The sequence below is a fragment of the Arthrobacter sp. NPDC057009 genome (genome assembly GCF_042673905.1).
Classification (GTDB): Bacteria; Actinomycetota; Actinomycetes; order Actinomycetales; family Micrococcaceae; genus Arthrobacter.
This window is the reverse complement of sequence record NZ_JBHUSB010000014.1, coordinates 79740-101579: the sequence shown is the minus strand read 5'-3', so window position 1 is coordinate 101579 and position 21840 is coordinate 79740. Positions and strand designations below refer to the sequence as shown.

General features: G+C 67.8%; 19 protein-coding genes and 1 riboswitch. Of the genes, 13 read left to right on the top strand and 6 right to left on the bottom strand.

Translation table 11 applies throughout. The annotated features are described in order from the left end of the window. Positions 1-152 precede the first annotated feature (152 nt). From ACFTR6_RS15315 to mnhG, 6 genes are read left to right on the top strand one after another with little or no spacing between them, the layout of a single operon-like run. Positions 153-3236, top strand: coding sequence for a Na+/H+ antiporter subunit A (locus ACFTR6_RS15315; protein ID WP_377958515.1), 3084 nt, complete (start codon positions 153-155; stop codon positions 3234-3236). Next, a complete protein-coding gene (locus ACFTR6_RS15310; RefSeq protein WP_377958514.1) occupies positions 3233-3892 on the top strand; it encodes a Na(+)/H(+) antiporter subunit C in 660 nt (219 codons plus the stop codon). Before ACFTR6_RS15315 ends, ACFTR6_RS15310 begins: the two co-directional genes overlap by 4 nt. Continuing rightward, the gene (locus ACFTR6_RS15305; RefSeq protein ID WP_377958513.1) at positions 3889-5478 is read left to right on the top strand and encodes a Na+/H+ antiporter subunit D; all 1590 of its coding nucleotides are present in this window, start codon (positions 3889-3891) and stop codon (positions 5476-5478) included. The genes ACFTR6_RS15310 and ACFTR6_RS15305 overlap by 4 nt, the downstream gene beginning before the upstream one ends. After that, positions 5475-6035 carry a Na+/H+ antiporter subunit E gene (locus ACFTR6_RS15300; RefSeq protein WP_377958512.1) on the top strand — a complete coding sequence of 187 codons (561 nt, stop codon included), beginning with the start codon at positions 5475-5477 and terminating at the stop codon, positions 6033-6035. The genes ACFTR6_RS15305 and ACFTR6_RS15300 overlap by 4 nt, the downstream gene beginning before the upstream one ends. Next, positions 6032-6310 (top strand): monovalent cation/H+ antiporter complex subunit F, encoded by a 279-nt coding sequence (locus ACFTR6_RS15295; protein ID WP_076799694.1) that lies wholly within the window; start codon positions 6032-6034, stop codon positions 6308-6310. Before ACFTR6_RS15300 ends, ACFTR6_RS15295 begins: the two co-directional genes overlap by 4 nt. After that, entirely contained in the window at positions 6300-6713 is a 414-nt protein-coding gene (gene mnhG, locus ACFTR6_RS15290; RefSeq protein ID WP_377958511.1) for a monovalent cation/H(+) antiporter subunit G, read from the top strand. The genes ACFTR6_RS15295 and mnhG overlap by 11 nt, the downstream gene beginning before the upstream one ends. A gap of 69 nt (positions 6714-6782) precedes the next feature. On the opposite strand, the gene ACFTR6_RS15285 is transcribed toward mnhG, so the two are convergent. The 3 genes from ACFTR6_RS15285 to ACFTR6_RS15275 form a co-directional block, all read right to left on the bottom strand. Beyond that, complete coding sequence (locus tag ACFTR6_RS15285) at positions 6783-8774, bottom strand: hypothetical protein (RefSeq protein ID WP_377958510.1); 1992 nt, start codon at positions 8772-8774, stop codon at positions 6783-6785. A gap of 264 nt (positions 8775-9038) precedes the next feature. Further along, complete coding sequence (locus tag ACFTR6_RS15280; RefSeq protein ID WP_076799699.1) at positions 9039-9302, bottom strand: DUF4235 domain-containing protein; 264 nt, start codon at positions 9300-9302, stop codon at positions 9039-9041. Positions 9303-9359: 57 nt separating this feature from the next. Further along, positions 9360-9911, bottom strand: coding sequence for a heme-degrading domain-containing protein (locus tag ACFTR6_RS15275; protein ID WP_377958509.1), 552 nt, complete (start codon positions 9909-9911; stop codon positions 9360-9362). 119 nt (positions 9912-10030) lie between these two features. After that, a riboswitch (TPP riboswitch) is annotated at positions 10031-10174 on the top strand. Positions 10175-10246: 72 nt separating this feature from the next. On the opposite strand from ACFTR6_RS15275, the gene ACFTR6_RS15270 reads away from it, so the two are divergent. Genes ACFTR6_RS15270 through ACFTR6_RS15260 form a run of 3 tightly spaced genes read left to right on the top strand, consistent with a single transcriptional unit; the run spans position 10247 to position 13325 of the window. Further along, positions 10247-10867, top strand: coding sequence for an ECF transporter S component (locus ACFTR6_RS15270; protein WP_076799702.1), 621 nt, complete (start codon positions 10247-10249; stop codon positions 10865-10867). Next, entirely contained in the window at positions 10867-12525 is a 1659-nt protein-coding gene (locus ACFTR6_RS15265) for an ABC transporter ATP-binding protein (protein ID WP_377958508.1), read from the top strand. Before ACFTR6_RS15270 ends, ACFTR6_RS15265 begins: the two co-directional genes overlap by 1 nt. After that, entirely contained in the window at positions 12522-13325 is an 804-nt protein-coding gene (locus ACFTR6_RS15260) for an energy-coupling factor transporter transmembrane protein EcfT (protein WP_076799706.1), read from the top strand. The genes ACFTR6_RS15265 and ACFTR6_RS15260 overlap by 4 nt, the downstream gene beginning before the upstream one ends. Positions 13326-13337: 12 nt before the next feature. Here the strand turns inward: ACFTR6_RS15260 and ACFTR6_RS15255 are convergent, their stop codons facing one another. Beyond that, positions 13338-13829: a GNAT family N-acetyltransferase gene (locus ACFTR6_RS15255; protein ID WP_377958507.1), complete on the bottom strand. Its 492-nt coding sequence runs from the start codon at positions 13827-13829 to the stop codon at positions 13338-13340. A 14-nt stretch (positions 13830-13843) separates the two neighbouring features. Further along, positions 13844-14812, bottom strand: a complete 969-nt coding sequence (locus ACFTR6_RS15250) for a hypothetical protein (RefSeq protein ID WP_377958506.1) — start codon at positions 14810-14812, stop codon at positions 13844-13846. A gap of 235 nt (positions 14813-15047) precedes the next feature. On the opposite strand from ACFTR6_RS15250, the gene ACFTR6_RS15245 reads away from it, so the two are divergent. The 3 genes from ACFTR6_RS15245 (at position 15048) to ACFTR6_RS15235 (ending at position 18786) form a co-directional block, all read left to right on the top strand. Beyond that, positions 15048-16571, top strand: a complete 1524-nt coding sequence (locus tag ACFTR6_RS15245; protein ID WP_076799711.1) for a UDP-N-acetylglucosamine 1-carboxyvinyltransferase — start codon at positions 15048-15050, stop codon at positions 16569-16571. Between the two features lie 122 nt (positions 16572-16693). After that, positions 16694-17929 (top strand): glutamate--cysteine ligase, encoded by a 1236-nt coding sequence (locus tag ACFTR6_RS15240; protein WP_076799712.1) that lies wholly within the window; start codon positions 16694-16696, stop codon positions 17927-17929. 203 nt (positions 17930-18132) lie between these two features. Next, the gene (locus tag ACFTR6_RS15235; protein WP_377958505.1) at positions 18133-18786 is read left to right on the top strand and encodes an aspartate/glutamate racemase family protein; all 654 of its coding nucleotides are present in this window, start codon (positions 18133-18135) and stop codon (positions 18784-18786) included. A gap of 16 nt (positions 18787-18802) precedes the next feature. Here ACFTR6_RS15235 and ACFTR6_RS15230 read toward each other — a convergent pair whose 3' ends face one another. Further along, positions 18803-21412, bottom strand: a complete 2610-nt coding sequence (locus tag ACFTR6_RS15230; protein WP_377958504.1) for an AMP-binding protein — start codon at positions 21410-21412, stop codon at positions 18803-18805. Here ACFTR6_RS15230 and ACFTR6_RS15225 point away from each other — a divergent pair. Continuing rightward, positions 21356-21790 (top strand): DUF1905 domain-containing protein, encoded by a 435-nt coding sequence (locus ACFTR6_RS15225; RefSeq protein ID WP_377958503.1) that lies wholly within the window; start codon positions 21356-21358, stop codon positions 21788-21790. The two genes, ACFTR6_RS15230 and ACFTR6_RS15225, sit on opposite strands and share 57 nt — an antisense overlap. The last annotated feature ends 50 nt before the right edge of the window (positions 21791-21840 follow it).

Sequence of the window (21840 nt, the reverse complement as noted above, 5' to 3'; positions counted from 1 at the left end):
AAACTTTCCCGCAGGCTGGCCAAAACTGCCCTGCGGACTGCCTGAGCGGGGAAACTGTCAGTGGCCCCTTGATAAACTGCATGGACCGAACCCAACGCATGACCGCCAGCTCCAACTTTTGATAACCGAATTCTGACTTTGCGGAGATACCAGTGATCACAGTCCTTGCCGTGCACTTCGCGGTTGCCGCTGTGGCGCCGTTCGTCTTCCGCAAATTCGGCCGGAATTCCTTCTACGCCCTGGCTGCCGTGCCGGCCGGATCATTCATCTGGCTCCTGTCCCAGCACGCCGCCGTCTACGGCACCGGAGCAGTCTCCGGAGGCCACGAAGCCGGGGCAACAGCCGAAACCGTCCCGTGGATTCCCAGCCTTGGCATCGAATTCGCCTTCCGCATGGACGCCCTGGCGTGGGTCATGTCCCTGCTGGTCCTCGGTGTGGGCGCCCTGGTGCTGGTCTACTGCGCACGCTACTTCAAGAACAAGGACAGCTACCTTGGCGGATTCGGCGCGCAGCTGCTGGCGTTCGCCGGGGCCATGTTCGGGCTGGTCACCGCAGATGACCTGCTCATGCTGTTCATCTTCTGGGAACTCACCACCGTCCTGTCCTATCTCCTGATCGGCTATGCGCGGACCAGACTGGCTGCCCGCCGCTCCGCGCTGCAGGCCCTCATGGTCACCACCGCCGGCGGCCTTGCCATGCTCGTCGGCCTGATCATGCTCGGGGCCAGCGCCGGCACCTACCGGATCTCCGCCATCCTCGAACAGGCACCGCAGTTGGTGTCCGGACCGGCCGCGGGAGCCTTGGGCGCCGCCGTCGTCCTGATCCTGGTCGGGGCGGTGACCAAATCCGCGCTGGTCCCCTTCCACTTCTGGCTTCCGGGCGCCATGGCCGCGCCAACGCCCGTGAGCGCCTACCTGCACGCGGCCGCGATGGTGAAGGCCGGCGTGTACGTCGTGGCACGCCTCGCGCCCGGCTTCACCGATACCCCCTACTGGCTGCCGATGGTCCTCGGGCTCGGCCTGGCCACCATGCTCGTGGGCGGCTACCGGGCACTGCGCCAGACGGACATCAAGCTCATCCTGGCCTACGGCACCGTGAGCCAGCTCGGCTTCATCACCATGGTGGTGGGGCTCGGAAAACCCGACGCCGCGCTCGCCGGCCTGGCCATGCTGCTCGCCCACGGGCTCTTCAAGGCCACGCTCTTCCTGGTGGTGGGCATCATCGACCACCAGTCCGGGACACGCGACATCCGCAAGCTCTCCGGCGTTTTCCGCTCCTCCCGGGCCCTCGGCGTGGTGGCCGGCATCGGCGCCGCCTCCATGGCCGGCATCCCGCTGCTGGGCGGCTTCGTGGCGAAGGAATCGGTCCTCGAAGCATTCGTGCACTTCGCCGGCGAGCCGGGATACGGCCCCTGGGGCACCGTGGTGCTTGCGGGCACGGTGGTGGGCTCCGTGCTGACCTTCGCCTACAGCGCCCGTTTCATGTGGGGCGCCTTCGCGGTGAAGCCCGGAGTGGAGCGCACGCCGTTCAAGGCCATCCGGCCCTCCTTCCTGGCGGCGCCGGCAACCCTGAGCGTCCTTACCATCGTGTACGGCCTGTGGCCGGTGCCCGTGGACGCCTGGATCCAGCCGTACGCGGCGCTGTTTGCTGGCGGAACGTCCGACGCCGGCAGCGCGGCAGGCGCCGCAGGGCACCTCGCACTGTGGCACGGGCTGACCCCTGCCCTCGGGCTGACGGCCGTCACCTTCGCCGTCGGCGCTGCAATGTTCTACGGACGCAACCTGGTGGACCGGATCCAGGGCGCCATTCCGGCGTGGATCGACGCCGACCGCGGCTATCAGCTGACCATCGGCGCCCTGGACGACGCCGCCGTCTGGATCACCGGACGCACGCAGCGGGGTTCGTTGTACTTCTACCTGGCCGTGATCCTCAGTGTCGCCTTCGCGCTGCCACTGTCCGCCCTGCTCGTTGCCAACAAGCCGCTCCCCGAAGGGCTGTATTTCGTGGACCCGAACTCGCCGCTGCAGCTGGTGGCGGGTGCGGGCATTGTGATCGGGGCGCTCGCCGCCGTCCGGGCCAACAAGCGGTTCCTCGCCGTGCTCATGGTGTCCGTCACCGGTTACGGCATCGCCCTGATGTTCGCGCTGCAGGGCGCCCCGGACCTTGCCCTGACGCAGATGCTCGTGGAGACCATCATCCTGGTGGCATTCGTGCTGGCCATGCGCAGCCTCCCCGCCGAGCTGCGGGACCGCACCCGTGGCAAATACCGCGTTGTCCGCGTCATCATCGGCCTGTCCTTCGGCGCCACCATGGTCTTCGCCGCCATCCATGCCATGGGCGCGCGCATCGCCACGCCCGTCTCCCTTGAATTCCCGAAGCTGGCCTATGAGGGCGGTGGCGGGCTCAACATCGTCAACGTCACCCTGGTGGACATCCGCGCCTGGGACACCTTCGGCGAGATCTCCGTGCTGGCGCTCGCCGCGACCGGCGTGGCAAGCCTCATCTTCGTCCGCGGCCGCCAGGACCGGCTGCGCACAGCATCCGCCGTGGCCGAGGGGACCGTGGGCCGCCGCCACGGCGTGGACAAATCCTCGCGGGACGGCGCCGCGCTGGCGCTGCGGCGCAAGTTCGCGGGGCCGACGGGGGACCCCTGGCTCGTGGCCGGGCGCACGCTGGCACCGGAGCGCCGCTCCATCATCTTCGAAGTGGTCACCCGGCTGGTTTTCCACTCGATGATCATCTTCTCGCTCTACCTGCTGCTGGCCGGCCACAACCTCCCCGGCGGCGGCTTCGCCGGCGGCCTCATGGCCGGGCTTGCCCTCACCCTGCGGTACCTGGCGGGCGGCCGGTTCGAACTGCACGAAGCCACCCCGATCAACGCCGGCACCCTGCTCGGTATCGGCCTGGCCACGGCCGCGCTGTCCGGGGCCGCCCCGGTTCTGCTGGGCGGACAGGTGTTCCAGAGCGCCATCATCGAGTTCTGGCTGCCGGTCTTCGGCGACATCAAGTTCGTCACCTCCACCATCTTCGACACCGGCGTCTACATCGTGGTGGTGGGCCTGGTCCTGGACGTGCTGCGCAGCCTCGGCGCTGAAATCGACGAGCACTTCGAAGAACGTCCCCTGCAGGCGGACGGACAGGCTGGCGGACAGACGGAAGGGCACGAGGGCGATGAGGCCAGCGAGCCGGTGCCGGCCGGCGCTCCGGCCAGATCAACCCAAGGCGGCGAAGCATGACCGTAAACCTGACCCTGCTCACGGTCATGGGCGCACTCTACGCCTGCGGCATCTACCTGATCCTGGAACGCAGCCTCACCCGGGTGCTGCTGGGGCTGATGCTGCTGGCCAACGCCACCAACCTGCTGATCCTCGCCACCGGCGGCTACGCCGGACTGGCACCGTTCTTCAGCAAGGACACTGACCCCGCCTCCTACAACGACCCCCTGCCGCAGGCACTGATCCTGACCTCCATCGTCATTTCCTTCGCAGTGACGGCCTTCATGCTCGGCATCATCTACAGGACCTGGGTACTTGCCCGCCAAGACGATATCCAGGACGACATCGAGGACCGCCGCGTGGCCGAAACCCCCAGCTTCGACGCGGAGGACGACGCCGTCATCCCGATGGAAACCTCCGAGTTTCCCCTGCCCATGCGCGGACCGGACACCTCCGCCGTGACGGAGCCCTCGGCTCAGCCGGGAGACACAGTGGAAACCGGCGGGCGGACCCTTTTGGCGGAACACGCGGCGCGGGAAGAGAAACCGGGATCGGGCAGCCTCGTCCCCGGCACGGACACGGCCCCAGGCACGGACACAACCACAAACACAGGCACAACGCCGAACACAGACACTGCCCCAAAAACAGACACCGGCACGGACGGAGGCGCGAAGTGAACCTCGCAAGCCTTGCCCCCCTCGCCGTCGTACTTCCCATTCTGGGCGCGGCGCTGACGTTCGTGCTGATCCGGCATTCCCGCGCGCAGCGCGCCGTGAGCATCGGCCTGCTTTCGCTGACCCTGCTGCTGGAGTGCCTGCTCCTGGCGTCCGTCTGGAACGGCGGCACGGCGGCAGTGAACATCGGCGGCTGGGTGCCGCCGTGGGGCATCGTCATGGTGGTGGACCAGTTCTCCTCGCTGATGCTCGTGGTGTCGTCGGCGGTGAGCCTCGCGGTGCTCGTGTACGCCACCGGGCAGGGCATGGCCGACGGCGACCAGGACGCCCCCGTGTCGATCTTCCACCCCACCTACCTGATCCTCGTGGCCGGGGTCTCCAACGCGTTCCTCTCCGGGGACCTGTTCAATCTGTATGTCGGGTTCGAGATCCTGCTGACGGCAAGCTATGTGCTGATGACCCTCGGCGGCACGGGACCGCGCATCCGGGCGGGCGTCACCTACGTGGTGGTCTCGGTGGTGTCCTCGGTGCTGTTCCTGATCGCCATCGCGATGGTCTACGGCGCCACGGGAACCGTCAACATGGCGGACCTGGCCATCAAGCTCGCGGAACTGGACCAGGGCACCAGGACGCTCCTGCACGTCATGCTGCTGGTGGCGTTCGGCATCAAGGCCGCTGTTTTCCCGCTCTCCTTCTGGCTTCCAGACTCGTACCCGACGGCGCCGGCCCCGGTCACGGCCGTGTTCGCCGGCCTGCTGACCAAGGTGGGCGTCTACGCTATGGTCCGCACCGAAACCCTGCTGTTCCCCGGTGACAGCCTCAACACGCCGCTGATGGTGGTGGCGCTGCTGACCATGGTGGTCGGCATCCTGGGTGCGCTCGCCCAAAGCGACATCAAGCGTCTGCTGTCCTTCACCCTGGTCAGCCATATCGGCTACATGGTGTTCGGCCTGGCGATGTCCTCCGTGGCAGGCCTGGCAGCCGCCGTGTTCTATGTGGCGCACCACATCACCATCCAGACCAGCCTCTTCCTGGTCACCGGCCTGATTGAGCGCCGCGGCGGCAGCTCCTCCGTGGACAGGCTCGCCGGGCTGGCCAAACTGTCGCCGCTGCTGGCGCTGCTGTTCTTCGTTCCCGGAATGAACCTGGCCGGCATCCCGCCGTTCTCCGGCTTCCTCGGCAAGCTCGGGCTGATGCAGGCCGGCGTCGCGCTGGGAACGCCGCTGGCCTATGCGCTGGTGATCGGGGGCGTGCTGACCAGCCTCCTCACGCTCCTGGCGGTCGCCCGCGTCTGGAACCGCGCCTTCTGGCGCAAGGCCGAAGACGCGGAGCACCCCGATCCCGTCCTCCTGGCTCCCCCCGTCCCCGAAGGGAGCACCACGCCGGTCCGGCTGCTGCCGCGGACCATGGTGGGCTCCACGCTGGGCCTGGTGGTGCTGGGCGTGGCGCTCACCGTCTTCGCCGGACCGCTCTTCCATGTGGCCGACCAGTCCGCTGCGGCCATGCTGGACAGATCCTCCTATATCCAGGCGGTGCTCGGGGACGGCGTTGCCGCTCCGGCGTTGGCGCTGAGCGGAGGCGAAAAGTGAGCCGGCAAAGAGTGTCCCTGCGGCAGGAACTGCCGCTGCTGGTCTGGCTGGTCATTGTCTGGGGAGCCCTCTGGCAGGACTTCAGCCCGGGCAACCTGCTTTTCGGCGCCCTGCTGGCAATCGCGGTAGCGCGCCTGTTCTACCTGCCGCCAGTGGAGCTGAGCGGACGCTTCAACGTGCTGCGGGCCGTTCCGTTTGCGGTGGTGTTCCTCGGCCGGGTCGTGGCCGCCAGCTGCCAGGTGTTCTACCTGGCGATGACCCAGGGGCCCAAGGTGACCAACGCCGTCGTCGCCGTTCCGTTGCGGAGCCATTCGGACCTGATGGTGACGGCGACCGGCCACGTGATCTCCCTGATCCCGGGGTCCCTGGTCGTAGAGGTGGACAGATCCACGTCCACGCTCTACATCCACGGACTGAATGTCCGCACCGGCGAGGACGTCCTCAAATTGCGCAAGGAAGTCCGGGACACCGAGGCGGGGCTCATCCGGATCATGGGAACCAAGGACGAGCTTGCCGCCCTCAACCAGGAGGCTGGCAACCAGGAGGCTGCCGCATGATGGAACTGGTCCTCACGGTCACGGCCGTGGCGCTCGCCCTCGCCGCCGCGGGAGCGATCATCCGCATCGCCCGCGGCCCCTCGCTGCTGGACCGGGTCCTTGCCGCGGACGTGCTGCTGGCCATCCTGGGCGCGGCGCTGTGCATCGACATGGCCGTGAACCGTCACCTGAACAACCTGATGCTGGTGGTTGGCATCTCCATTATCGGGTTCATCGGCTCGGTGACCGTGGCCCGCTTCGTGGCCGACAGGCGGGAGCAGCCCAATGAGTCCTGAACCCAATGCCGTGGATACCGTGATCGACGCTGTTTCAGCCGTGTTCATGGTGGTGGGAGCCCTGATGTCCCTCGCCGCCGCGATCGGCCTGCTGCGCTTTCCCGACCTCATGAGCCGCATGCACGCGGCCACCAAGCCGCAGGTGCTGGGGCTGTTCCTGCTGCTCGCCGCGGTGGGGCTGCAGCTGCGGACCTGGTGGGTGTGGCCGGTGCTGCTCGTGGCCTGGATCTTCCAGCTGCTCACGGTGCCCGTCTCGGCCCACATGGTTGGCCGTGCCGGCTACCGCACCAAGCACCTCCACAAGGAGCTGCTCAGCACCGACGAGCTGGAGGCCGTGGTGCTCAAGGCCGCCAAGGCGGCCCGGAAGTCGGACACGGACGACGGCGGCAGCCGCACCGATTAACCCTTAACACGCCGGGGCCCTGTCTGCTGTTGCAGGCAGGGCCCCGGTTGTGTGGTGCGGGTGGTTGGGTTAGCGGGTGGCGACTGTTCCGGTTGCGGTACCACCGCGGCTGGATTGGACCAGGACGCTGGTGATCTGGTGGTCCCTGAGCCCTGGCTTGGCCCGGTAGGACCAGTTGCCGAGGGTGTCGGCCTGGGCGGTGCCGATCTTGGTGCCTTGGTAGCCGGGTGTGTTGTCGTAGATGACCACGGTGGTGGCCGGGATCAGGACGGCGGTGTTGCCTGCCAGGGTTGAGGTGCCGGTGATCCGCAGTTCAGTGCCGAGGCGGTGGCGGGAGCCGGCGACCGTGACGGTGTCGGTCTGGACGGTGAGGTCCACGGTGGCAGGGGCGCTGCCGATGCCGTTGGCGTCCGTGACGATCAGCTGGAGCTTGATTGGGTCGTTGGCCGGGGCGGTCAGGGGTGCGGTGTCGGTGCTCTTGGCGTAGTAGGGGACGGTGATGGTGGGTTTGGCGGCGGTGTCGCTGGAGAAGGTGACGGTGGGTCCGCTGACCTGGGTCCATTTGTAGCTGGCGGCGCCGGTGGAGGTGCTGCCGTCGAGCTGGACGGTTCCGCCGCGGGTGACGGTGGTGGTTGCCGCGGTGGCCACGGCGGTGGTTTCCTGGGGTTCGCCGGGGGCGGGGCCGCTGCCGGTGTCGACGATGGGGCCGGGGTCCGGGGCGGGGTTGAGCGGGTCGAGTCCGGCCGGGGACGCTGCGCCGCCGGAGATTGTGACGGGCAGGGAGGCGGTGCCGCCTTCTGCTGTCTTGACCGTGACGGTGGCCGGGGGTGCCTGCACGGCGAAGGACTTTTCGGCTGCTGTGCCCTCGGTGGCGGGTGCTTCGAGGGTTCCGAGGCCGTTGACGGTCAGCGGGTAGCCGACGGTGGAGACCGCGCCGACGGTCAGGTTGGTTCCGTCGTAGAGGGCCTTGGTGATCATGACGCCGCTGGGCTTGGTGACGGTGATCTGGCTGCTGCTGGCGGGTTTGTCGCCGATGTTGGTGACTTTGACGGTGCTGGGCGCGGTTCCGGTGAACTGGATGCGGGCGTAGTAGCGGCCGGTGTCGGGGTCGCTGAGCATGGGGGTGGTGTCGAAAGTTCCGTCCTGGCCGTCGACCTGGAGCTGGGCGCCGTTGCCGCTGCTGGCAAACACGTCGATCATGGTCCCGTTCAGGACGGCGCTGTCGCCGTTGACGCCCTGGTTGGTGGAGATTTTGCCCATCAGGGAGAACTGGTCTGTTTCCAGGGCCAGGCCGCCGCCGGTGAGGGAGAACTTGTTGTAGTTGAAGGGGCTGCCGGTGACGGTGTGGTCCTGGGCGGGGTCGCCGAGGTAGCCGTCGGGTGCTGCGGGGGCGGTGGCCGGGTCCCATTTGAGGAACGGGCCGATGTTGCTTTTCAGGGCGGTGGTGAAGTTGCCGATGGCCGGGGAGATGTCTTCGACGAGTTTGCCGTCGCCGGCATCGTCGGTGTCGATGGTCATGGTGCCGTAGGGGTGCTGGAACGTCAGGGTGGTGTTCGCGGGTGCGCCCTTGACGACGACGCGCTGGCGGCCGAAGACGACCTGGTCGCCCTGGGTGACGGTGTTGGCGAACGCGGCTTCGAGGCCGAGGACCAGGACGGCGCGGCCGCCGCCGGGAAGGTCCAGTTCGGATCCGGCAAGCATGTAGAACGCCTCGTCGGGGAAGTTGTCCGGGAAGGAGATGGGGGCGGTTTCGTCCGGGATGTCCCCTGGCAGGAAGCCGCAGAGCGGGTTTTCCCCGTTGAGGCAGAGCTCGAGGCGGGTCTTGTTGCTGTCCTCGTACCAAGACGGGAAGCCGTATTCGGTGTTGACGGGTCCGACGGCGGTCAGCCCGCCGGAGTTTGTCTGGGTCACCTCGGTGGCGGCCAGTGAGGTGCCGGCACCCGTGGCTGCGAGCAGCAGGGCGGTCGCGGCCGCGATTCCGCGGCGCCGGGACGCGGGGCGCGGGGCCAGATGTCGCGGTGCCAGCCGCTGGGCCGACAGGAAATGCGGTGTGGATACCATTTTGTCTCCTCAGAAAGACGCTGATGGCATCCACTAAAAACAGCGGTGGTTGGAAAAACGTTCGGCTTCCAGCTTGGAAAAACCTTGAGAATCAAGACTTTCTCAAGCGGAGTGGGGGACCAGGTTGCCCTGCCTAAGGACTGCAGGACGGCCCGGGGCCCGGCCATGCCCCGGGAAGGGACTCCCGGCAACCCACCCGATGTTGGGGGGGCCGGGCACCGAACCGGGGCCGGCGGCCCTGTGCAGTCCTGCCGGCGCGGCGGCCTAGACGATGTCCTGGCTCTTGGCGAAGCGGGTGATGGCCCGCTGCGTGCCGCGGTTGGCCAGGACCTGGATCACGGCGCTCACGGACGCGGAGACGAGGGCGAACGTCAGGGCAGTGCGCAGCGTGGTGGGGACGTCATCCTTGTCGCCCTTGGGGGGCTTCTTTCCCGTGACCTTTTCCCAGATGGTATCGACGGCCTTGGTGCCGGCGAAGCCCGCCAGCAGGCTGATGCCGGTGCCAAGCAGTTTGATGAAGAAACTCATTCCGGAACTCCTCGCGAGATGAACACTGGTCTTTCCCTAGCCTATCGGCATGAAGCGTCAGCCCAGCCGCATGGAACGGTGGATTTCCCGCAGCGCCTCCACCACGAGGCGGTGATCGGCCACCTGCGGCAGGCCGGACACCGTGACCACGGCCACCGCACCCACATCCCGCACATAGACGGGAAAGGCTCCGCCGTGGGCGGCGTAGGTGGACTGGTCGAACCAGGCGTTGTCCTCGATCCGTCCGCCGCCGGCCCTGCCCCGCAGGCCCACCAGCAGCGACGGCTCCTCGTAGCGCAGGGCAGTCCGCTGCTTGGCCCGCACCCAGCCCTCGTTGTCCGGGGTGGCACCCTCGAGCGCCACATGGAAGAGGACCTGTTCGCCCTTGGTGATGTCGATGGCGATGGGCAGGTTCTCTTCCTTGCCGCGCTCCACCAGTTCCAGGCCGAGCGCCAGGGCATCGTCCTTGGTGAACCGGGGAAACTGCAGTTCGGCGATCTCACCCTCGATCTGGCCGATCATGGCTGCCAGGGATTCCGCCGGCTGTTCCTCGGCGGAGTCGGGGTCAAAGGCGGGCAGGGCAGCGGCGCCGGAGTCCTGTTGCGTCATGGCCCCAATGTACTCCGCGGGGCCGTCCCGGCGGCGCAGGGAACCTCCCGGATTGTGACGGCGGCCCCGGGATTCCGGGGACGCCGGGGTGTAAACTGAACCAGCCCACAAGGGCAGATTTATCACGACAGGGGAGCGCCGACGTCGGGATGCAAAGGCAGCAGCCAGCGCAACCGCGGATGGGCGCTGAGAGTGCGGACCGCCGCAGACCCTCGAACCTGATCCGGCTAGTACCGGCGCAAGGGAGTCGAGTTCTCAGAGTGCCCGGCAGCAGATGGCCCAGCCACCGGCAGCCGGGGTAACGCTTTCCCCTCCTGTTCCTCAGGAGGACCATCATGACAACTGCAGCAATCAAGAAGACCGGCTACAACTGGCGCGTGGCCGACATCGTGGTGGCGGCGCTCATCGCCGTCGCCGGAGGCGTGATCTTCTGGGCCTGGTCCCAGGGCGCCAACGTCATCTCCACTCCCGTGAACGCCGTCTACCCGCCCCTGACCGGCCTGTACGCCGGCGGCTGGATGATCCCGGCGGTCCTGGGCATGCTCATCATCCGCAAGCCCGGCGCGGCCCTGTTCTGCGAAACGGTGGCGGCCACCGGCGAACTCCTGATGGGCTCGCAGTACGGCACCACGGTGCTGATCTCCGGCCTCCTGCAGGGCCTGGGCGCGGAACTCGTGTTCGCCGCCTTCCGGTACAAGAAGTTCAACCTCCCTGTTGCGCTCCTCGCCGGAGCCGGCGCCGGGCTGTTCTGCGGCCTCAACGACTCGTTCGCGCCGTGGGGCTGGAACATCGCGTACGCCGCAGGTGACAAGTTCGCGTACATCGTGTTCTGCGCCATCTCCGGCGCGGTCATCGCAGGCGCCCTGTCCTGGATCGCCACCCGCGGCCTGGCCAAGACCGGCGTGCTGAGCTCCTTCGCTTCCCGCAAGGCAGCCACGGAGCCCGTCTTCAACTGATGCCCGCTTCCCACGACGGCGGCGTCCGCCCCGCCGCGGTACATGCCCGCGGCTGGGGCTGGCGCCACGCCGGCCGCACCAAACCCGCCGTCCAGGCGCTCGACCTGGACATCCGCCCCGGTGAGCGTGTCCTGCTGCTTGGCCCTTCCGGGGCCGGCAAGTCCACGCTGCTCCATGCCCTTGCCGGTGTGCTGGGGGACAGTGACGCGGACGGCTCTTCCGACGGCGCCGACGGCGCGGCGGACCAGGACGACGCCGACGAGAGCGGCGAGCTGCTCATCGACGGCGCGCCCCCGCGCGCGCAGCGCGGCCGGGCCGGACTCATGCAGCAGGACCCGGAAACCCAGGTGGTGCTCTCCCGGCTCGGCGACGACGTCGCCTTCGGCGCCGAAAACCTCTCGGTGCCCCGCGATGAAATCTGGCGCCGGGTGCATGAGGCGCTGGACGACGTCGGACTGTCCCACCTGCCGCTGAACCACCCGACGTCGGCCCTGTCCGGCGGGCAGAAGCAGCGACTGGCGCTCGCCGGCATCCTGGCCATGCGCCCGGGACTGATCCTGCTGGACGAACCGACCGCGAACCTCGACCCGGCGGGCGTCCTGGAGGTCCGGGACGCGGTGGGCCGCTGCCTCGACAAGACCGGCGCCACCCTGGTGGTGGTGGAGCACCGGGTCGCCGCGTGGAAAGACCTGGTGGACCGGATCGTGGTCCTGCAGCCGGGCTCCGCCGCGAACGGTGCAGTGCTGATCGACGGGACTCCGGACGAGGTCCTCGAACAGGCGCGGGGGATGCTCACCGCTGCCGGCGTCTGGGTCCCGGGCTACGTTCCGGAAACCCGGCGCCGCTTGGCCAGGATTGTCCCGCCGTCCTCCGCTGGGAACATTCCCGGCATTGACGGCGGCCAGATTAACGCCGGTCAGCTGCTGCTGGCCGCGGAAAAGCTCGCGGTGTCCAGGGAACGGCCCCGCCGCCGTGGCTTCCGTTCCCTGCCGCCGGTGCCGGTCCTGCAGGACGTCACGGCACAGGTCCGGGCCGGCGAGGCGCTGACCGTGACGGGCCCCAATGGCGCCGGCAAATCCACCTTCGCACTGACCCTGGCCGGGCTATTGCCGCCGGTGGACGGAATGGTTTCCGCTACGGTTGAGCTGAGCGGCGGCGCCGGCATTGACCCCTACAAATGGAAGGCCAACCAGCTGATCTCCCGGATCGGCACGGTGTTCCAGGAACCCGAGCACCAGTTCGTCACCGGCCGCGTCCTGGACGAGCTGCAGTTCGGGCCGCGCCATCTGGGCCACGGGGAAGAGCGCGTCGACGAGCTGCTGGAACGTCTGCGCCTCACCCATCTGGTGGACGCCAACCCGTACACCCTGTCCGGCGGGGAAAAGCGGCGGCTGTCCGTGGCCACCGTCCTGGCGGCGCATCCGCAGGTGCTGGTCCTGGACGAGCCCACCTTCGGCCAGGATGCCAACACCTGGGCGGAGCTCGCCTCGTTCCTGTCCGAACTCCTCGACGCCGGCACGGCCGTGGTGTCCGTGACCCACGACGAGGAGTTCACCCATGTCCTCGGCGGCACTGAGCTGCGGCTGGGCTCCGGCGACCGGCCCGAGCCGGGACCCGCGGGGTCCAGCCCGGCGAGATCGGAACAGGCGGCGACATGAGGGAAGTACTGACACTCGCCGGAAACCAGGCCGTGCTGACGCGCGCCAATCCGCTGGCCAAATTCGCTGCGGTCTTCCTCATCACCCTGGCGCTGGCGCTTTCCATTGACTGGATGTCCGCCTCGGTGGCCCTCGTGTGCGAACTGCTGGTGTTTCCTCTGGCCGGCCTGACATTTTCACTGCTGTGGCAGCGCGGCTGGCCGTTGATCCTTGCGGCCGCAGTGGGCGGCTGGAGCACCTCCATCCTGGCGCCGGACAGCGGAAGGATACTGCTCGACGTCGGCCTTTGGTCCATGAGCGAAGGTTCCCTGCAGCTGGGGCTGGGTTTCCTGCTGCGGGGCCTGGCCATCGCCCTGCCCGCGGTGCTGCTCATGAGCTGCACGGATCCCACCGACCTGGCGGACGCCCTGGCGCAGAAGGCGCGGCTGCCGCACCGCTTTGTGCTGGGGACGCTGGCAGCCATGCGGCTGGTCGGGCTGATGGCCGAGGAATGGCAGACGATCGGCATGGCCCGGCGTGCCCGCGGCGTCGGGTCCCGCGGCAATCCCTGGCAGCGGATGCGGGCCACCCTGGGGCAGAGCTTCGGCCTCCTGGTCCAGGCCATCCGCCGCGCCACCCGCCTTGCCGTCACCATGGAGGCCCGCGGCTTCGGCGGTGCCAGCCGGACCTGGGCGCGGGTGTCCACCTACAGCGTGCTGGACGTCTGGGTGGTGCTGGGCGGAGTCCTCATCGCCGGCGGCGCCGTGGCGGCCGCTCTGTGGGCCGGAACGTGGCACATGGTCTGGCTGGAGGGTTCCTAACCCGCATGGTTCCTAGGGCGCAGGCCGCGCCATGCGGAGCTCCGGCAGCCCTTCCCAATCCTCGATGGTGTCCCTGGCGCCGGTGAAGGCGAAGCCGTTGCGCTGGTAGAAGGCCTGGGCACGCGGGTTGTCCTCGGCGACCCACAGTGCCGCAGCTTCGTGCCCAATCGTGGCATCAAGCAGTGCCTGGCCCAGCCCCCTGCCCTGGTGGGAGGCGAGGAGATAGATGCCCCAGAGCTCGGTTTGCTCCCGCACACCGTCCTCGGGCGGAAGCGAGCCGGCAAACCCCACCAGCCTCCCGCCGTCGACCGCCACAAAGTGCCGGGCCGCATGCGGGCCGGCCAGGAGGTGGCGCCACATGGCCAGCCGCCCTTCAACTCCCTGGCCCGCCATAAAGCCGGGTGACAGCAGGTGTGCGTAGGTCTCGCGCCATTCCAGGTGCAGCCGGGCCAGCGCCTCGGCGTCTTCCGCCGCGGCCGGGCGGATGCTGCAGGCCGCGTCCATGGTGCCTGACGTTCTCAGATGCACGAGTGGTCGTAGTCGAAGCTGCCGGCCACGAACTGGATGAGGACCACCTGGCCGCCGGCGATAAGGGGCGCCGCGGAACACATGTCCCTGGCGTGGGCAGCGGAGCGGGCACCGGCAAGCCAGCTGGGCAGCGAGTAGAGGCTGCTGGCCGTTCCCACCTCACCGACAATCTGTGCCCACTGCCGGGCCGCGGAGTAGATGCCGACTCTGGCGCCGATGCTGTGGAAGAAATCAGTCATGCCCTCGAGATCCGCCCGGTTGGCATTCCTGTCGCCTGACCAGGTGTTGCCCGTCTCCACGTCCAGCCACCAGAGGTAGGTCTCAGGGTCGTCGACGGTGCGGAGGTAGGCGTCGTCGAAGGCTTTCGCATACCCGTACATGTAGGCGCACGCCGCGTCCTCCTTCCCCTCGCACGTGCCGTAGGGGTTGGCAACGACCTTGCCGCCATACTCGTTGTTCGTCGGCCACCAGGAGCCCCGCAGCCCGGGATTGGCGGTGTTCACGTAGAGCGCCACACGTGGCTGGCCGGTCCCGCCCTCCGCATCCTCTGCCCAATCAAGCTGCTCGTGGAGGCAGGGATTCGTGGTGTTGGCAAGACCATTGTTGACTCCGACAATCGCGAACGCAGGGTCATCCGGCAGGGCGCCGTTGCACTGCGGCCAGGAAACATCATTGCCCAGTTCGGTATCGTCACTACCTGGCGGGGCTTCGTGAGCTGGCTGCGCGGTGTTGTTTGGCTGGGCCGTGTTGCCGGGCTGCGCAGTGTTGCCTGGCTGCGCGGTGGACGCCTTAGGAGACGCCTGAGTGACCGCGGACTCGGGTGCCGGGAACGTGCCGTCGTCGAGCCGTGGTCCCGGGATAAAGCCCACAGCTGCCGCGACCACGAAGGACACCAGTGCGGAAGCGCGGCGCCCGGCGGGGTGCTTCCTCCGCAAAATGCGGGAGCTGAAAATGGACACGGCGGCCTCCGTTCCCTCATGGCCGCAACACGTACCGTTAGCTTGCTCCGGGAAGTATGCCAGGGTCAAGGCGCGGGCGGCACTTGACGAAGTTGCGGAGGCCTTCACGGATCCTGTCACGAGGTTTTGGCGCGTTATGGAATGTTTATGCATGTAACGGGTAAATCAAGGCCCGACAGAACCCCCGGGGAGGGCAAAAGGCGACGAAATAACTCACATCTGATATATTTTTCCCATGACTCAACAGACCGCTGAACATGTCGGCATTCTGCTCCGCGACGCCCGCAGCCAGAAGGGGTGGACCCAGGGCCAGCTGGCCGCGGAACTCGGCACCAGCCAGAGTGCCGTCGCGCGCATGGAACAGGGAAAGCAAAACCTGAGCCTGAAAATGATCCAGCGACTCGAGGCGATCTTTGGCCGCAGCATCGTCCAGCTCGGCAAGACACAGATGACCCACCTCCGCGTGGAGGGCGGCCGGACGCTCTCCGGCTCCGTGGACGTTAACACCAGCAAGAACGCCGGTGTTGCACTGCTCTGCGCCAGTCTGATTAACCGCGGCACCACCACGCTGCGCCGGCTGGCCCGCATCGAGGAAGTGAACCGCATCGTCGAGGTGCTGAGCAGCATCGGCGTCGAATGCACGTGGCTTAACGACAACGACCTCCGCCTCCGCCGGCCCGCAGACCTGGATTTGGAATCCATGGACGTCGAGGCGGCACGCCGTACCCGCAGCGTCATCATGCTGCTGGGCCCGCTGCTGGATGAGACCGACGAATACCGGCTGCCCTACGCCGGCGGCTGCGATCTGGGCATCCGCACCGTGGAGCCGCACATGCAGGCCCTGCGGCAGTTCGGCTTGTCCGTGGAGGCCAGCTCAGGCTTCTACAGCGTGCAGGCGCCCCCGACCGATGAACTTGACCGGTCCTTTGTGCTGACCGAGCGTGGCGACACCGTGACCGAGAACGCCATCATGGCCGCCGCCCACCGCTGCGGCACCACCGTCATCCGCAACGCCAGCCCCAACTACATGGTCCAGGACCTGTGCTTCTACCTGCAGCGCCTGGGCGTGGAGATCGACGGCGTCGGGACCACCACGCTGAAGATCACCGGCAAACCGGCCATCGACGTCGACATCGAATACTTCCCCTCGGAAGACCCCATCGAGGCGATGAGCCTGATCACCGCCGGCGTCGTCACCAACTCCGAGGTGACCATCCGCCGCGTGCCCATCGAATTCATGGAGATCGAGCTGGCCACGCTGGAACAGATGGGCCAGCGGCTGGAGGTCTCCGGGGAGTACATGGCCCGCAACGGCCGAACCCGGCTCGTTGACGTGACCACCAAGCCCTCCGAGCTGCGCGCACCGGAGGACAAGATCCACCCGATGCCGTTCCCGGGCCTGAACATCGACAACCTGCCGTTCTTCGCGGTGATCGCCGGAAACGCCGAAGGCCAGACCATGATCCACGACTGGGTCTACGAGAACCGCGCGATCTACCTGACCGAGCTGAACAAGCTGGGGGCCCGCGTGCAGCTGCTGGACCCGCACCGGATCTACGTCAACGGCCCCACGCGCTGGCGCGCCGCAGAGGTGGGCTGCCCGCCCGCGCTGCGTCCGGCCGCCTGCCTGCTGCTGGCCATGCTTGCGGCCCGCGGCGTCTCCGAGCTGCGCAATATCTACGTCATCGAGCGCGGCTACGAGGACCTTGCAGAGCGCCTCAACACCATCGGCGCCAAGATCGAGTACTTCCAGGACTGACGCTCCTCCCGGCGCGAACGTACACTTGTGGCCCTTGGGAAGCGTTTTCCAAGGGCCACAAGTGTACGTTCGCGCTTCGTCATGTCCGGGACGTTTCGGCTGGTCTGGCGCACAATGTAGGCATGCGGACTTTTGGCGTGGAGGAAGAGCTCCTGATCGTTGATCCGGACAGCGGGGAACCGCTGGCGCTCGCCGATGCCCTGCTGGCGGGCCGCAAACTCGCCGCCGACGAGGCCCCTGGGCGGCCCCTGCTGCTGAAGAAAAAGGCCGGCACCAAGTTCGACGACGACGAAATGGGCTTGAGTGCCGAACTCAAGCTTGAGCAGATCGAGACACAGACCCGCCCGTGCCTGGACCACGCCGAACTGCTGCGCCAGATCCGTGCCGGTCGCTCCCTGGCGGATGAGGCGGCGCAGGCCCACGGCGCCAGGATCGCCGCCCTGGCCACCTCGCCGCTGGCACTGTCCAGCCACACCACACCGGACCCGCGCTACGCCAGAATGCTGGAGCGGTTCGGACTGACCGCGCAGGAGCAGCTCACCTGCGGCTTCCACGTCCACACATACATCGAGTCACCGGACGAAGGCGTTGCAGTGCTGGACAGGATCCGGGACAAGCTGGCCGTCCTGATCGCGCTCAGCGCAAACTCACCGTTCTGGAACGGTGTTGCCACCGGATTCGAAAGCTACCGGACGCAGGCCTGGAACCGCTGGCCGTCGTCGGGCCCGTCTGCCATCTTCGGCAACGTGTCCACATACCGCCGGGTGGTGTCCCGCCTGCTGGAGACTGGCGTGGTGCTCGACGAGGGCATGATCTATTTTGACGCCCGCCTCTCCCGGAACCACCCCACCGTGGAGGTCCGGGTGGCGGACGTCTGCCTCCGCGCCGAGGATGCCGCGCTGATCGCCGTCCTGGTCCGCGCGCTCGTGGAATCTGCGTGCCGGGAATGGCGGGAGGGCGTGGAGCCCGCGCCCGTACCCACGGTGCTGCTGCGGATGGCCGCGTGGCAGGCAAGCAACTTCGGACTGCGCGGTGACCTGCTTGACTTCGGCAGCTTCCGGCCGGCGCCGGCCGCGGACGTGGTGCGCTCGCTGGTCGATTACCTGGAGCCGGTGCTGGCCGAGACCGGTGAGCTGGACCTGGTCCGGCAGGGCGTCGCAGAGATCTTCGCGCGCGGCACCGGCGCTGCGGAGCAGCGCAGCACACGCCAAGTGGTTCTGGACAAAGCAGACCCCGACGACGGCGGGCTGGGTGCCGTCGTCGCGCACGCCGTGCGGGCGACGCTGAAGGGAACCGTAGGGTACGTGGATCCCGACGACGAGGACATTCCGGAACTGCTGCGCGTCCGCCAGCTCTGATCCCACCCGCCCTCCAACCACCAAGCACAGAGCGCGAACGTACACTTGCGGCCCCTGTACGCGCGTTTTTTGGGGCCACAACTGTACGTTCGCGCTGGTGGAACGGGCATGTTTCCGATGGTCATTTTCCGGTAAACCACCTGAAATGTCCGCTGGTTAGTGTGGTGGCATCACAGGAGTCGCACGGGGGAAGGACCGGGACCATGCGCGTAGGAATCATCAGGGAGTTGACCACCAGCGACCGCCGGGTGCTCAACTCGCACGGGAAGCTGCTCCGCGAGACCTTCGGCTTCGACGTGACCACGCGGTGTATCCCGGACCAGCCCTCCGGAGTCCATGACCCCGACTCGTTGCAGCGTGCGGTGCCCAAAGTGGTGGAGCTCGCGCTGGAGATGGCCTCGGACGTAGACGCGCTGGTCATCAGCTGCGCCGCCGATCCCGGCCTGCCGGAGGTGCGGGCGCTGCTGAACATCCCCGTGATCGGTGCGGGCTCGGCGGCTGCTGCAGCGGCCCTTGCCTTCGGCGGCCGGGTGGGCGTGCTCGGCCTTAAGCACTCGGTGCCCGGGCCCATTTCCGATGCCCTGGGTGACCGCATGCTCTTGATCGACGGCGCCGAGAGCGTGGAGACGCCCGACGGTTTCCTGCTGCCGACCGGCATCTTCGACGCGCTCGCGGCCGCCCACATGCTCGTGGACGCCGGAGCCGACGTCATTCTGGAGGCCAGCACCGGGCTGACGAGCATCGGCATGGCGGACGTCCTGCGGCGCAGGCTGGGGATTCCCGTCATCGATCCCGTCACGGCTGCCGGCTCCATGCTCATCTCCGCGGTGGCTTTCCGCGAACTGCAGTCCGTCTGAAACCGGGCCGCCGGAGTCAGGAGCTCCCTGGAACGGCCGGCCGCGGGAACCTGCTTCGGAGAGTGCCCCAGCCGCGCCGGCTTACCATGCCCACGGCGCGGGTGCACAGCGCCCAGTAGGCCACCCCGGCCACGAGCGATGCGGCCACGGCAAGCGCCGGGCTGGTGCCGGCCAGGAGCGGGTACACCAGCCAGTGCACGAGGTACGCATAGAGGGAAGCGCTGGCCAGGAGCACCGTCAGGCGCTGCAGCCCCCTGGGAACGGGGATGGCGGGCAGCCACGTGAGCAGCAGGAGGCCGGCAGCGAGGGTCAGCTCCCGATTCGTGTCCCCGAAGAAGCAGCCGGGAACCGTGAGGACCGCAAGGAGCGACACCACGCAGCGCTGAAGCGCGGTCCGGGACCGGGCGACGGCCCAGCCAAGAACGAAAAGCCACAGTGTGGGTGACGGGTGGGGAATGCCGGGATCAACGATGTCGTAGCGGGAGAGCAGGGCCAGGCCGGTGAGGGCAAGCGGAAAGAGCAGCGGGAACCGCCGCTCCGCCCGGTCCACCCAGGGAATGGCCAACAGGGCCGCCATACCCAGCAGGATGTAGACCAGCACCTCGATGAACCAGAAGTGCCACTGCGTGGTCACCTCTTCGGGACCGACAACGGAGTTCAGCAGCAGGATATTGGCCAGGGTGTACTTGTCGGTCAGCAGGTACGCCACGCCGATGAACGCAATGCTGGGCAGCGCCACCCGTGCCAGGCTGCTGAGCTGGCGCCTGAGCCGCGGGAGCCGTTCCCCGCCAAGCTGGAACCGGGCGAAGTTGTACCCGGCCACGGCCATGAGCACGTGCGCCATCCCCGGCCAGGTCAGCAGCCCGACGTGGGTGCTGACGATGAGCACAATCGCCACGGCCCGGAGCACGATGCTGGTCTCAAGCGGGGCAAAGAACCGCCGCATCCTGCCGGCGGCTTTCCGGCCCTGTTGCTGTTCCAGGTCCCGGACCGGCGTCACGTGCCAGTCGGAGGGGAGGCGGCCCAGCAACTGTTCCAGCCTGACGGAGGTGGCCACGTAGGACAGCGAGTCACCGCCGAGCGAGACGAACGTGTCGCCGTCGGCGATGTCCTCACACTCCAGGGTTTCCCGGAAGATCCGCCGCACGTCGTCGACCGCGGGGGAGCCGCCGTTATCCCGGCCGTCCGGCGCTGCTTTCGCCGATGCTGCTTTCGCCGATGCTGCTTTGGACGGCGTTGCTTTGGGCACTGCCCGGGTTGAGAGGGCAAGAACCGCCGGATAGTCCACCTTCCCGGTGGCCAGGCGGGGGAGATGTTCGACGGCGTGCAGCTCCAGTGCCGCACGGGGCAGCCCGATGCCCTGGGCGAGGACCTTGGCCAGCAGTTGCGTGTCGTGGCTGCCCTCGACCGCCACGACGAGCCCCTGGTCGGTGCCCGCACTGGCCGCCGCAACGCCGAGGTCGGCCAGGATGCGCTCCACCTGGCCCAGGTCCACGCGGAGCCCGACGATTTTGACGAACCGGCTGCGCCGCCCCACCACTTCATAGACGCCTGCCGGATGCAGCCTGGCCAGGTCGCCGGTGCGGAGTTCGTGGACCGTGCGTCCGGCGCCCAGATCCTCCGGGGTTTCCGCGTAGCCGAGCATCACGTTGGGCCCGGTGTAGACGAGTTCGCCGTGCTCCAGGCCGGAGACCGGCTCGATCCGGAATGCGCCGCCCGGCACCGGGACGCCGATGGCGCCGGGGTGCTCGGCAGCCAGCCCGGGAGGAAGATAGGCCATCCGGGCCGTGGCCTCGGTCTGGCCGTACATCACGAACAGTTCCCAGCCCTTCCGGCGGCCGAGTTCGGCATAGCTCCGTACGCGGTCCGGGGCGAGCCGGCCTCCGGCCTGCGTGACATACCGCAGTGAGGGCAGGTCCATTCCGTCAAAGCCCACACGTTCCAGCAGTTCAAAGGTGTAGGGCACGGCTGCGAACGCCGTGGCCTCGCGGGCACGGAAAAGCTCCCAGAAGCAGGGGTCAACAACGGAAAGGTCGGTGAGCACCAGGCCCGCGCCCCGCAGCAGGTGGCTGTTGATCACAGACAGGCCGTAGCAGTAGGACATCGGCAGGGTGGTTGCCGCGCGGTCTGCCGGGCCGATGTTCAGGTACTCGGCAATCGACTCCGCGTTGGCCTGCAGATTGTTGGCGGACAGCCGCACCAGCTTGGGCGAGCCGGTGGACCCGGAAGTGCTGAGCAGAAGCGCCAGGTCCGGATGGAGCTCGTGCCTGCTGCCGGCCCGGCGCTCCTCGAACAGGATCTCTCCGTTGGCGGATCGCAGCACGACGTCGGGGTCGTACGCGGCCACCAGGGATTCCAGTGCCGCCGGCTTGTCCTCCGGAAGCAGGATCAGCGGGTGGCCGGCAACCAGGGCGGCGAGGTAGGCCACCAGGGAGTCGACGTCGTTCGCGGCAGCCAGTGCCACCAGGCGGCGCTGGCTGCCCAGGCGGAGGGCGAGGGCATCAACCCTGTCGGCCAGTCCCCGGTAGGTGAGGGTGAAATTGTCTGAAAGAACTGCGGGCCTGTCCCCGTGGCCTGCGAGATCGGCGGCGAAGGGCACCCGCGCGAAATCAAGCTGCGTGGTCACCGGAAGAGGATAGTAGTTAAGGCTTACCTAAGTAAAACCATTCCCTGGCCTGTTACGGCATGCCATACTCGCTCCGTGAGCGAGTCTTACGAGTTCAGAGCCCCTTTATGGTTGTATCCGGGCGAATCCGCCTGGCATTTCATTACGTTGCCCGTGGATATTGCGGACGAAATCCGTGAGGAGTCCGCGGGGTTCCGCAGGGGGTTCGGCTCGGTGAAGGTGGCGGCAGACATTGCGGGCCACCAGTGGCAGACCTCGATCTTTCCGGACACCGGCAGCGGTTCGTACCTGCTGCCGGTCAAGCGGGCTGTGCGGGCTGCTGCCCGCATCGCCGCGGGCGACGACGTCGATGTCCGGCTGGTCGTCATCACCACCTGAGCCGCGGCCGCCAGGAACAGTCCCGCCAGGAACAGGCCCCCAAGAGCAGG